Genomic DNA, 12,324 nt, shown 5'->3' with positions numbered 1-12,324 from the left:
GGGACCTCCCAGGGGGTGTCGTCGAACGCGCAGATCGCCACCAACTGGGTCGCCCTCGGCCACCCCCAAGAGCGGCCAGGCCACCGTCGTCCGCGACCGGCCCGCCACGCTGGAGGCCGAGTGTCGCCCACACGCGGTCGGCCGGCGATGCGGGTCGGCCGCCGGTCCGGTCGGGCTGGGCGGGACGGCCTACGTCGCATCTGTGGCGGATCGCGGCGTGTCCGGGACACGTCTTGGCCGGGGTGTCACGGGGCGGGGTGCTGGCCGTTGGCGCCTGGTCGGCCATGACCGAAACGATCCGCCAGCGCCCCGATGGGGGGCAATGCCGTTGTAAGGCGCTTGATCGCGAGGTGTGAGGTACCCGGCCGCGCCTGAGCTAGCGGTGACGTTGGGTGACGGTCGGGGGTGGGGTGGGAGGTCGCCGGAGCGGAGGATTTGGGTGCTGGGAGTGCCCGGATTGCGGGGTTTGAGCGGATCTCCGGGTGAGGTGAAGGGTGTCGAAGCCAGTTCCCTGACCCGGAGTCCGCCGTGTCCTGTTTCTATCCTGTCGTCCCGTCGGTCGCGCTGCCCGGGGTGGCCTTCGGCCGGGTCGGTGCCGGGCTGCTGGCGGTGCGTGCCGAGGACCTGGCCGCGGGGCCGGTTCGCACGGCCGGGCGCCGCGGCGGCGGCCGGGCGCCGGCCCGCGACCGCCGCGGCCTGCTCACGCTGGCTGAGGGCGCGCTCCCGGCCCGCCACGGCGACCAGGTGATCGTCTACCGGCCGGTGCTGGCCGGGACGCTCAGGGCCTACGACAACGGGGATCTGGCCCTGTCGGGCCGGGCGGCGGACCACGTGTCGCTGGGAGCGGCGGAGGCCGAGCTCGACCGGCGGCTCGGCCCCGGCGCGCTCGACCGGCTGATCGCCGAGGCGTTCACCCAGTTCCAGGCGACGACACCGCCCGGCAGCGACGACGCCGCACCTGATGACGCCGTGCGCGGGCAGGAGACGGCGTTGGCGTTGACCCGGGGGGTCGTCGTGCGGGCGCTGGTCCTGGGGTCGTGGATGGCGGGCACCGGGTGGGACGACGTGCTGGCGGCGTTGTTCGCGCCGGTCGCGGACGTCCCGTTCACCCGCTGCTCCGCCACGCCCGGCGGGCCGGCGTTCTCCCGGGCGCGGCGCGGCGTGCCGGGGGTGGTGGTCGCCGCGGTGTGCGAGGCGGTCCTGGTGGTGCTGCGCGCGGAGCTCCTCGACCCGCACGACCCACAGGCGCTGGCCGCGGGAGCGTTCCGGGTCGCCGGCTTCGACGGGACCCTCCTGCGGCTGCCCGACACGGCGGCGAACCGGGAGCGCTTCGGGGCGGGCACCGACCCGGCGCCGTTCCCGCACGTCCGCCTTCTGATCGACGTCGACGCTGGGACGAAGACCCCGCTCGGCTACGCCCACGGCCCGTCCTCGGGCGCGAAGGACGCCGGTGAGCAGACGCTGCTCGAGCAGGTCGCGACCGCCACCCCGGCGATCTGTCACCCTGGGCTCCTGCACGTCGGGGACCGTAACTTCCCCGGCGCCGAGCGGCTGAGGCGGCTGACCGGCGCCGGGATGAACCTCGCGGTGCGGCTGCGCGCCGGGATCACCGTCGACGTCGACACGTGGCTGCCCGACGGCTCGGCGCTCGTCGACCTCGGCACCGACGACGTGCTGCACGGCTGGCGCGACGTCGAGTGGGACGTGTTCGCCGACGGCGTCCACACCGGTGAGACGTTCGCCGTGGCCACGAACATCACCGACCCCGCCGCGCTGCCCGCGCTCGCTCTCACCGCCGGCTACCGGGCCCGATGGGGCGCGACCGAGACCCCGATCCGCGAGACCAAGGCCACCCTGAACGACTCCGGACCCGGAGCCGGGCCGATGCTGCGCGCCACCGACCCGTTCGAGGTCGACCAGGAGATCCCCGCTCTCCTGCTCGGGGCGGCTCTCCTGCGCGCGGTGCAGCGCAGCGCCGCCGCGCAGGCCACCCCCGCCCAGCGCGGCGCCCGCGCCGGGCAGCCGGTCCTGGCCCGGGAACTGTCCACCAAGGCCACGGTGCTCGCGCTCACCCGCCACCTCGGCGCGGCGACCCCCGGCCTGCCCGACGAGGTCGTCGCGCACCGGCTCGCCGCCATCCACAGCGCACTCAGCCGGCGGCGCAACACCCCCGACCGCAACCGCACCCGCGAACGCCGGGCGAAGAGCGTCTCGGAGTTCCCCCACGCCGGACCCGGCCTCACCACCCGCAAGGTCGTCTACGAGACCCGGATCTGCGGACCGATCACCGACACCCTCACCACGGCGGCCCCAACACTCACGCTTCCCGATGTCACCGAACGTGACCACACTCAGCCAGCCATGGCAGCCTGACCCACGCGATCAAGAGAGTTTCACTGGCATTGCGATGGGGGGCCACGCCCACCTGACGCCCACAACGATCACCAACGAAAAAGACCGGCTCTAGGCCGGTCAGTTCCCGCAGGTCACAGGCCTGCGTACGGGTGCGCCGCCAGGGACTCGAACCCCGAACCCGCGGAAAAGCAAAGTGCCCTTTTCAACGTTGTTCAGCAACGTTCGCGAACTGTCGGATCTGCCTGCAGCACAGGCACTTTCGAGACGTTGAATAGTCGACGTCGGTCGACGGCCTTCGTCCATAGCGCGGGGTAAACGCGGGAAATCGCAGGTATGCTCTGACTAGGCCGCGCCGCCCTTGGAGATGGTGGTGATACACCGTGGCACGTCCCGTCATGGAGCTCGGAACGAGCGGGAACTTCTATTTCAGCAGGATCGCCTCTGGTTACCGTGCGCGATGCCGTTACCGGGACCACGACGGGGTGCTGCGTGAGGTTGAGCGTGCGGGCAGGTCGAAGACCGCGGCGACGCATGCGCTGCGCAAGGCGCTGCGCGACCGGAACCGGTCCGCGGTCGGCGACGGCGAGCTGACCGGCGAGAGCACGGTCAGCGAGCTCGGCAAGGCGTACTTCGAGGCGCTGGGCCAGCGGGACCTCTCCCCGAACACGCTCGCCGCCTACGAGATCGCCCTGAAGAAGCACATCGTTCCCGCGCTCGGCGAGATCCGGCTGCGCCAGCTGACTGTCAGCCTCGTCGACCGGTTCCTCGCGACGCTCGCGAAGCGCAGCGGGTACGGGTCCGCGAAGACGGCGCGTTCGGTGCTGTCCGGGATGTGCGCGCACGCGGCCCGCCTCGATGCCATGGACCGCAACGTCGTCCGTGACACCGGGCAGATCGCCCGCACGTCCGGCCGCGACACGGTACGCGCGATGACCGTCGCGCAGCTCAGGCAGCTGCGCGCGCTGCTGACCTACGACGCGAAGGCTTGCCGCCGCGACATCCCCGACCTCGTCGACATGGTCATCGCCACCGGCGCCCGCCTCGGCGAGGTCTGCGCCATTGTCTGGGACGCCGTCGACCTGCAGGCAGGCACCGTCGAGATCCGCGCAACCGTCGTCCGGGTCACGGGCAAGGGGATCTACATCAAGCCGCGTCCCAAGTCCAAGGCCGGCCACCGCCGCATCGCGCTACCGCCCTGGGCGGTCAAGATGCTCCGCGCCCGCTACCACGGCCAGAAGCCCGACGACGTCGTCTTCCTCGCCCCGGCCGGCGGCCTGCGCGACCCGCGCAACACCAACGCCGACATTCGCGATGCCCTCGACGCCGCGGGCTTCCCTGGTTGGACCTCGCACCTGTTCGGCCGCAAGTCCGTCGCCACCATCCTCGACGACCAGGGCCACTCTCCCCGCCAGATCGCCGACGTCCTCGGCCACGCCAATCCATCCATGACGCTCAGCACCTACATCGGCCGCAAGGTCTCCAACCCCGGCGCCGCCGAAACCCTCTCGATCCTCGACTTCGACTGATGATCCGCCCGTCTTTTGAACGCCAGCGACGTCATCCGCCGAGGACTACGCGCCTGGCTTGACGTCGCCTGAAATCTTCGCATCACTAGGGATCTGACGACACTGGACGGCACGACCTTTGCCTGGGAATTCGTGGCGACGCCAGGAATTCCATATGTGCCGGACGCGTTTCGGTGGCCCAGTGGGTTTCGCGGTGTCCCGAGGTCGCGTTCACTTTCTGCCGCCGCGTACCGGCGGTGCGATGCTGGAAGACAGGTCAGCGGGTATCCGCGGTTGCCCGCCTCGGCTCCACTATAAAGATCAATATCTGGGGCGCATTCGATCTTTCAGGTTCGCAGGAGATCCCACCGCGATGGGCGGGCGTTGCTGCACGGTCCCACGCGAGCGCTGCGACGGTTCCGGGCGAGCAACGGGGGCGTCGGCGGCGTGAGGGCTGTGGATAACGGGCCCGGCCTCGACCATTCGTACATATCATGATGATATGAATGAACGAACGGATGTGGCGGACCGACGGACCGTCTGTGCCTACCCCGGCTGCGGCGAGCCGGCCGCGCCACCGCCGACGACCGGCGGGCCAGCGCCCCGGTACTGCGTCCGGCCGGACCACACCGCGCAGACGGCGTTCCGCGCGCGCCGGGCCCGCAGGTCCGTCGGCGCGCCGTCGGACTCAGCGGAGGCCGGCGAACGGCCAGCGAGCCTCGCGGGCGCGTCCCTGCGGACCACCGTCGACCGGCTCGCCGAGTTGCTCGCCGAGTTCGAGGCCGCCGCCGGCGTAGCGCGCGAGCTGCTGGGAACCGCGACCGACCCGGAAGCCGTCACCGCCGAGCTCGCGGCCGTACGCGCCGAGGCGTTGAAGACAGTCGCAGACGCGGAAGTGAGCCTCGCCGCGGAACAGCAGGCCCGGCTGACCGCCGAAGACGCCGCGACCGAGATGCAGGCCGATTTGGAGCGTGCCCGCGCCGACGCCGCCCAGGCACGTCAAGAGGCCGCCACAGCAGCCGCGCAGGCGGCGCAGCAGACACAGCTGGCGCAGTCCGCCGATGACCGGGCCGCTGAGGCCGTCCGCAATGCTCAGGTTGGCGACGCCGCGCGCGCCGCTGCCGAAGCTGGCCGCGAGCAGGCCCAACGTGCGGCTGAGGCCGCCGTCCACCGCGCCGAGATCGCCGAAACCGAAGCCAAGCACCTGCAGACCGACCTCAACCGCGCGACCGAACGCCTCGCGGCCACCGAAGCTGGCCGCGACGCAGCGCACCGGGCGCGGATGGACGCCGACCGGCAGCTCGCCGCAGCCCGCGAAGACGAGTCGGCCGCCCGCCAGACTGCCGAACTCGCCCAGCTACGCGCCGCCACCACCGAACAGCTTCTGGCCGCCGCCCGCGAGACCGCCGCTGCCCAGCAAGCCCGCGCCGACCAAGCCGTCACCCACCTGGCCGCCGCCCGCGCCGAGGCCCTCGACGCGATCAACCGCGCCGCCCACGCCGACGCCGCCCGTCGGGCCGCCGAACATGCCCGCGACGACGCCCTGACCCAACTCGCCACGATCCCCCGGCGGACACGCCAGGGCACGGCCGGCGAGCCACCATCGCCACCGACGTCCTGATCGCACCGCCCGGTGAACGCCCGCGTGGCTGGCCTCGGCGATGACCCGGTCCGGCGCGATGCCTGCCGTGACGCAGTCGGCGAGTGGTCGCCGTTCGGTGCTCGTGGGCATGCGGCGTTACGATGTTGTCGTGACTGAGATGCCTTTGCCGGAGGGTGAGCAGCTGACCCTCGTGGCCCGTGAGGCCGCCGAGTCCGGACAGGTTGTTTACCTGACCGACCACGGCCGGCGGCTGGCAGCGATCGTCCCCGCGAACCTGGCCGAGCTGCTCGAACACGGCGCCGAGGCGCGCGGAGGCCGTAGGGTCTTGGGCGCCCGCGGGGCGGGGCGCAGCGGACAGCATGACATCTCCGAGCGGATTGAGGAGATCCTCGCCAACGAGGTGACGCCGTAGCTCTCGTCGTCGACGCCGGGCCGCTCTACGCCTACGTCGACGCCGATGACCAGCATCACGAAGCCTGCGCGGACTTGTTGGAGACGCACCCCGGCCCGTTGATCGTCCCGACCCTGGTCCTGACGGAGGTCGTCTATCTGCTCGGTTCCCGGCTCGGGACCCGCGCGGAGCTGCGATTCCTCGGGGATCTCGCGTCTGGTGTCTTCGACATCGAGCCCGTTCATCCGACCGACTGGCTTCGCATCGCGGACCTCGTCGACCGATACCAGAATCTTCCGCTCGGCACCGTCGACGCCTCTGTCATTGCGTGCGCGGAACGCCTCGGTATTGACGAGGTCGCGACGGTCGACCGACGTCACTTCACCATCGTCAAGGCAAACCGGACACTGAGCCTTCTGCCCTGACCTCGTCTCCCCGAGCGTTCGTCAGCCTTCACTGATCACCCGGCGATCCGCGGAGCCGCCCTTCTCCCGTCGGCGTCCGGCTCGCGGCTCCGGTGAGGCCGTTCGGTGTTCGGTATTGACCGAACGCCAAACCGGGCGGGGCCTCCGCGAGGACCGACTCGGGGGATGTCCTCGGTGATGGCACGCGCGGTGAGGCAGGCGATGCCATCGGGCCCACGGTTGCGTTGGGCCGGTCGTTCAGGAGGGCCTCCGCGGTGACTGGTCTTGTCCCGGTGACGGTGGCGGTGATGTTGGCGGTGACTTCCGTGGTGATGTCGGTGATGCCTGTCGTGGCATGGGGCCGGGGTCTTGGTAGGGAGGGCCGCTACGAGGGCCTTCACGAGGGCTTCCGCGATGACTGACCTTGTCGCGGTGATGGTGGCGGTGACGTTGGCGATGGCCTTCGCGGTGACTTCGGTCGTCAGTGTCGGGTGCTGTTGGGGCGTGTCCCGGCTGGTTCGGGGCCGTCGTCCTGCGGGGCTTGGAGCAGTCGATGTCGTGTCCCCTTGGGTATTTTCCTCCTGACGGCGTTCGGCGCTGTCGCGGTCCGCGGGGCGTGGCTTTCGGTGTTTGTCGGTGATCGCGACGGCGAAGGTGCTGCGGGTCCGGGCGCGCCGGGCGCAGGATGTCGATCGCGCGGCGGGGGCGGTGGTGGCCTATGTGCAGGGTGGCCAGCCGGAGGATGCGCTGGCTGGCTACTACGGCCGGGGGCACGCGCGTGGCCGGGCCCGGGGTCGGCTGGCTGGGTTGGTCGGGCTGCGCGGGGAGGTCTCGGGTGCCGGGTTGGAGCGGCTGTTGCGCGGCCGGCACGCGGTCACCGGTCTGCCGTTGCTGAGCGGACCGGGTCCGGCGAGCCGGATGTCCCGGGCCGCCGGTAGAAGGCAGGAAGCCGGCGCCGCGGAGGCGGAGTGGTTGACGTTGGCCGAGGCGGCGCCGGTGGTCCAAGTGAGCGCGGACTATCTGCGGCGGCTGGTCAAGCGCACGGCCGAGGCAGGCGCCGCCGTGTCAGCCGCCCGGACTGGTGATCTCGACGAGTCCGGCGGCGATGCCGCGGTGTCGGGCGGCTCGACTGGCGCTGAGGCGGCGGCGTCGGCCGGGAGGCCGGGCGAGCAGTTGGCCGGTGTGCGGGGGTCGGATGGCCGGTGGCGGGTGCGGCGGGCCGACCTGGAGCGGTGGAACGCCGGCCGGGTGCCGCCGGCGACGGTGTTGGGCTATGACGTGGTGTGTGCGGCGCCGAAGTCGGTGAGCCTGCTGTGGGCGTTCGGCGATGAGGCGCTGCGCGCGGATGTCGGGGCCGCGTTGGACGCGGCGGTGGAGGCGACGATCGGCTATCTGGAGCGGCACGCCGCGTTCGGCCTGGTGTTAGGCGCCGCGCTGGATGTCCATGATGGCGTCGTTGACGGTGGGCATGATCTTGGATGAGGAAGGCCCCGTCGGCGGGGTGCCGGCGGGGCCTTGGTGCTCGGGTTGTCGTCGTGGTGCTCAGCTTGTCGCCGCCTTTGTGATCATTCGGTGGTGACCTCGGTGATGGCGGTGCGGGCGGCGGCGTGGTCGACGATGGTCTTGTTCTGGGCGTAGGTGGCGATGAGGGCTTGGATGGCGAGGTTGTTGACGGCGCGGGGCAGGCCGCGGGCGGTGGTGTGGATGAGGTCGATGGCGTCGTCGGAGAACAGGGTGTCGGAGCGGCCGGCGAAGCGGACGTGGTGGGTGATGTAGGCGCGGGTCTCGTCGGGGTCGAGGCCGGGCATGGTGTAGCGCAGGGTGATGCGCTGGTCGAGGGCGGCCATGTCGCCGAGTTTGAGGCGGCGCCGCAGGGTGGGCTGGCCGATCAGGAGGCAGGTCAGGGGGCTTGCGGAGTCCATGTCGGCGTTGGTGATCATGCGGACGGCCTCGAGTTGGGTGGTGTCGAGGAGGTGGGCCTCGTCGATGATCAGGATGACGTGGCGGCCGCGTTCGGTGGTTTCGGCGGCGAGGGCGTCGGCGGTCTGGGGGACGAGGGTGGCGTGGTGGAAGCGGGGGGTGACGCCGAGGGCGGTGACGATGGCGTTGTGGATGCCGCGGACGCCGACGGCGGGGTTGGGCAGGTAGACGACGGTGTTCCGCGACGGGTCGAGGGTGGCGGTGGCGGCGCGGGTGGCGGCGGTCTTGCCGGCGCCGACCTCGCCGGTGAGTACGCCGAGGCCGTGGGTGTGGATGAGCCAGCCGATACGGGCGACGGCCTCGTTGTGGGCGCGGTGGCGGTGCAGCGCGGAGATGGGTAGGTCGCGGCCGAAGGGCATGCGGGTGAAGCCGTAGTGGGCCTGCATCCGGTCGATGCTCACCGGCTGGGTCCTTCCTGGTCGGGGTTTGGGTCCTCGATGCACTGGTCGATGAGGGTGGTGGCGAGGCGTTCGACGGCGAGGGCGGTGGTCAGGACGGTTTCGGCGATGAGGAGCTGGTCGTCGGTGTGGTAGGGGTCGGCGAGGGTGGCGGCGGCGTGGGCGAGGTCGGCGGCGCGGTGCGCGAGGGCGAGGGCGTCGTCGAGGTGGGCGCCGGTCACGGGGTGTCCTGGCCGGTGGGGGCGGTGGCCGCCGCGTAGCTGATGGTCGCGGCGGCGAGCTCGGTGTCGTGGGCGGCGGTGAGCAGGTCGACGTAGTCGATGCCGGTCGCCGCCGGTGGTGGGGTGGGCGGGGTCTCGGGGCGGGCTTTCGGGTGCGCGTGGCGGCCGATCACGGCGGGGATCGCGACCCCGGCGGGGCGGCCCTGCCAGCGGATCTCGACGTGTGACAGGTCGAACGGGTCGTAGACGGCGGCGACGGTGCGCCCGACGAGGTGCGGTTCGACCTGGTAGGTGTTGCCGTGCAGGGAGATCGTCGCGGTCTTGCGGACCTTGCGGTGTTCCTCCCACTTGAACGCCTCGGCCAGGGCGGCGTCGCTGGGATGGGTGAACGGGCCGCCGGCCTCGAAGCGGGCCAGCGGCGCCATCTGTGTTTCGGAATGCACCCGGCGGTGATAGACCGTCTCCACCCAGGCGGTGAACGCGTTGTTCAACGCCGACAGGTCACCGAACACATGGGTGCCGACCGGGGCGATCTCGACGAGGAACTCGCCCCGAACAGTCTCGAAGAAACGTTCGATTTTCCCCCGGCCCTCGGGCCGGCCCGGGGTGGAATGTATGAGTCTGATCCCGAGGACTGCGCAGGCCCGGCGCAGCGCCGCGTCCACGAACGCCGAGCCGTTATCCACGTAGACAGCGGCGGGAACACCGCGCGAGGCCAGCGCCCACCGCAACGCTACCGCGAGACGGACGGAGTCCTCGGCATAGCCGAACCGGTAGCCCACCAGCGCCCTGGAACGGTCGTCAATGAAAGCGAAAAGGTAGGTCTTGCGGCCGGCGACCGGCGGCCCGTGCAACGCATCCCCGATCCACAGGTCGTTGGGACGATCGGCCTCGAACCGGCCGAACGCCGCCGGCGCCGTCCCGTCGGGCCGGGTATTGAGCTCCAGGGCTTCGAAATGCCGCTGCAGCGTGCGGTCCGACGGCGCCCACCCCGAACTCGCGCGCAGTAGCCGCCCGACCTGCGCCGCGGTGCGCGCCGGGTTCTCCCGCTTGAGCGCGGCGGCCAACGCCAACACCTCGGCCGGGGTGCGCGCCTCCACCCGCCTGGGCGCGGGCACCAGCGCGTCGAACCCCCCGACCCGCCACGCCCGGATCCACCGGTCAAGCGTCTTGCGCGACACCCGCACCGGCGTCCCGTCCGGCCCGGCATGCTCCCCAGCCGCCAACTGGCGCACCAGCCGGCCCCGCGCCCGCGCCGAGAGCCCCGGGTCCGCCGCCTCCCGCACCAGCCCGTAGCGGAACAGGCCCACCGCACGCGCCCGCTCCGCCCGCCGCGCCATCTCGGCGTCCGACACCGACATCCACCACCTCCACAAGACGGTTGACAGCAACATCAACAGCCTTGCGGAACGATCACCAGGTGGGCAGACGCGGACCCGTGTTGATCGACTCGGGGGCGAACGCAGGCAGAAGCAGACCGCCGGCCGTCACGAACGACACCAACTCCCAGGCCGACAACGTGGGCACCGCCCAGCGGCCCGCCGCCGCGTCGCGTACCGCGACGACCAGCGCCACCAGACCCGCGAACAGCCCACCGCCGATCTCCAGGACCCGGGGGTCGACGGCCACCGCCCGCAGCCGCACCGCCAGCGCCGCCCGCAGCCGCGGCGCCCGCCCGGTCAGCCGGCCAAGCCAGCCCCGCACTGTCGAGGGCGCCCGGCCAACCGCCGCCGCGACCCGGCGCACCCCCATCCCCCCGGCCGCGAGCCCGACCGCCTCACCGATCACCGCCACCGCGTCCGCCCGCCGCGCCAGGCACGACACCGGCAGCAGCACATGCGTCACCAGACAGCCCGAACACCGCCCCCGCCGCGGCCGGATCTCCCCGTCGATCCCCCGCACCCGGCGCACCCGCGCCCACCCCCAGCCAGCCAGACCACTCCCGCACCCCGGACAGGTCAAGCCACCCACCGCCAACCGCCGTTCGACCTCGACCAGATCCACGTCTACGGTGAACACCAGCGCCTCCGCGCGCCTCGCACGGCCCTCCCCGAACCGGCCAAGGTGATCAGGGGAGGGCCGTCGCCATTTCCGACGTGCTCACCCTGTCGTCGCGCACCAACAAGAAACCCACCACAAGATCACAGTTGGCACATGCCCACGCACGATGGCGCCGACCCGCCTCGCCGTGCCCACCTAGAACGACGCGTGACACCTGGTCGCCGGTCGTAGCCGGCATTCGCTGGGGCTGGCGGTCGCGTCGTATCTGCATGACGTGTCTCGTAACACCGAGGCGCACCTGCATGTTCACAACATCATCGTCAACGCCGTCGCTGTCCCGGCCGACGGCGAGCTGGTCGACGGTGGGGCGGGGGTGGCGGGCTGGGACTGGCGGGCGATCGATGGGGAGGTGCTGCTCGCGAACGTCCGGACCGCCGGTTTTGTCGGGGCGGCGGTGTTGCGCCGGGAGCTTTCGGCGCGGCGGGGTCTGGCCTGGGAGCCGGTGCGTAACGGGGTGGCGGAGCTGGCCGGGTTCCCGACCGAACTGTTGGAGGCGTTCTCGACCCGGCGCGGCGAGGTCGAGGCCGAGTTCGCGCAGCTGGTCGCCCAGGGGCTGGAACCGTCGGGGGCGACGAAGGCCGCGGCGCAGCGCGGCTCGCGTAAGGCCAAGAAAGTCCTAGCCGACGACGCGGTCCACGCCGCCCAGCTGGAAACGCTGAGGGCCGCCGGGTTCACCGTCGATCAGGTCCGTCAGCTCGCGGCACCCACGCCCGCCCGGCCGGCGCCGCTCGGCGAGCCGGAGGTCGCCGACCTGTTTGATCTGCTGGCCGGGGCGGTGGGGCTGACGGAGAAGACCTCGACGTTCCTGCGCCGGGACGTGGTGCGCGCAGTCGCCGGATGGGTCGGGGCGCGGGCCGACGCGGACACGATCGAAGCACTGACCGACCGTTTCCTCGCGGACCCCCGGGTCGTCCTCGTGCAGACCACAGCACCCGGGCAGCGGCGTCGCCACCAGCCCGAACTCGTCTTCACCACCGAGGATCTGCTGGCCGCCGAGGATTCCCTCGCCGCGCTGATCCGCGACGGCCAAGTCACCGCTGGCGCGCCGCCTCGCCTGCTGGTCGACCCCGCCTACCTGGGCGCGCGTCTTGCCGCTGCTCGCCAACCGCGCCGCGCCGGTCCTGGACCCGAGCCGAGCGGCGCGGGCGCGGCGGGCGCCGATCCTGGCGGCCGGGTGGTGCTGTCCAGGGAGCAGGTGGAGCTGGTCCGCCGGCTGCTGTCCGGGGGCGACCTGGTCCGCCCGGCAATCGGGCCGGCGGGCACCGGCAAGACCGAGGCGATGCGTGTCCTGACTGGCCTCCTGCATGCCGCCGGGCGGCGGGTGTTCGCGACCGCGCACGGCGGCCGCCAAGCCGAGGAGCTCGCCGACCGGATCGGTATCCCGGCCCGGGTCGTCGCCGGCTGGC

At 72.1% G+C, this 12,324-nt stretch carries 10 protein-coding genes and 1 pseudogene; 7 read left to right on the top strand and 4 right to left on the bottom strand.

Translation table 11 applies throughout. The features are described from left to right. The first annotated feature begins 528 nt into the window (after positions 1-528). The 6 genes and pseudogenes from FRADC12_RS05260 to FRADC12_RS05235 all read left to right on the top strand — a co-directional run bounded on the left by FRADC12_RS05260 (position 529) and on the right by FRADC12_RS05235 (position 7,740). Positions 529-2,373 carry a hypothetical protein gene (locus FRADC12_RS05260; protein ID WP_045875092.1) on the top strand — a complete coding sequence of 615 codons (1,845 nt, stop codon included), beginning with the start codon at positions 529-531 and terminating at the stop codon, positions 2,371-2,373. Between the two features lie 362 nt (positions 2,374-2,735). Next, on the top strand, positions 2,736-3,881 hold the full coding sequence (locus FRADC12_RS05255; RefSeq protein WP_045875787.1) for a site-specific integrase: 1,146 nt from the start codon (positions 2,736-2,738) through the stop codon (positions 3,879-3,881). A 499-nt stretch (positions 3,882-4,380) separates the two neighbouring features. Next, entirely contained in the window at positions 4,381-5,481 is a 1,101-nt protein-coding gene (locus tag FRADC12_RS05250) for a coiled-coil domain-containing protein (RefSeq protein WP_045875786.1), read from the top strand. Between the two features lie 139 nt (positions 5,482-5,620). Continuing rightward, on the top strand, positions 5,621-5,875 hold the full coding sequence (locus FRADC12_RS05245; protein ID WP_232304119.1) for a hypothetical protein: 255 nt from the start codon (positions 5,621-5,623) through the stop codon (positions 5,873-5,875). A 17-nt stretch (positions 5,876-5,892) separates the two neighbouring features. Beyond that, positions 5,893-6,279, top strand: a pseudogene (locus FRADC12_RS05240) (type II toxin-antitoxin system VapC family toxin); the annotation flags it as partial. 615 nt (positions 6,280-6,894) lie between these two features. Next, entirely contained in the window at positions 6,895-7,740 is an 846-nt protein-coding gene (locus FRADC12_RS05235; protein WP_045875785.1) for a relaxase domain-containing protein, read from the top strand. An 83-nt stretch (positions 7,741-7,823) separates the two neighbouring features. Here FRADC12_RS05235 and FRADC12_RS05230 read toward each other — a convergent pair whose 3' ends face one another. The 4 genes from FRADC12_RS05230 to FRADC12_RS05215 are packed head-to-tail and all read right to left on the bottom strand — an operon-like array spanning position 7,824 to position 10,702. Beyond that, positions 7,824-8,639 (bottom strand): ExeA family protein, encoded by an 816-nt coding sequence (locus FRADC12_RS05230; protein WP_045875784.1) that lies wholly within the window; start codon positions 8,637-8,639, stop codon positions 7,824-7,826. Further along, a complete protein-coding gene (locus tag FRADC12_RS05225) occupies positions 8,636-8,857 on the bottom strand; it encodes a hypothetical protein (RefSeq protein ID WP_045875783.1) in 222 nt (73 codons plus the stop codon). Before FRADC12_RS05225 ends, FRADC12_RS05230 begins: the two co-directional genes overlap by 4 nt. Continuing rightward, the gene (locus FRADC12_RS05220) at positions 8,854-10,218 is read right to left on the bottom strand and encodes a DDE-type integrase/transposase/recombinase (protein ID WP_045875782.1); all 1,365 of its coding nucleotides are present in this window, start codon (positions 10,216-10,218) and stop codon (positions 8,854-8,856) included. The genes FRADC12_RS05225 and FRADC12_RS05220 overlap by 4 nt, the downstream gene beginning before the upstream one ends. Positions 10,219-10,270: 52 nt before the next feature. Beyond that, positions 10,271-10,702: a hypothetical protein gene (locus FRADC12_RS05215; protein ID WP_198152776.1), complete on the bottom strand. Its 432-nt coding sequence runs from the start codon at positions 10,700-10,702 to the stop codon at positions 10,271-10,273. Positions 10,703-11,132: 430 nt separating this feature from the next. Here FRADC12_RS05215 and FRADC12_RS05210 point away from each other — a divergent pair. Next, the coding region (locus tag FRADC12_RS05210) for a relaxase domain-containing protein (protein WP_232303625.1) at positions 11,133-12,324 on the top strand (1,192 nt) is incomplete at its 3' end.

The sequence above is a fragment of the Pseudofrankia sp. DC12 genome (assembly GCF_000966285.1).
Classification (GTDB): domain Bacteria; phylum Actinomycetota; class Actinomycetes; order Frankiales; family Frankiaceae; genus Pseudofrankia.
This window is presented reverse-complemented; position numbering and strand designations above follow the sequence as displayed.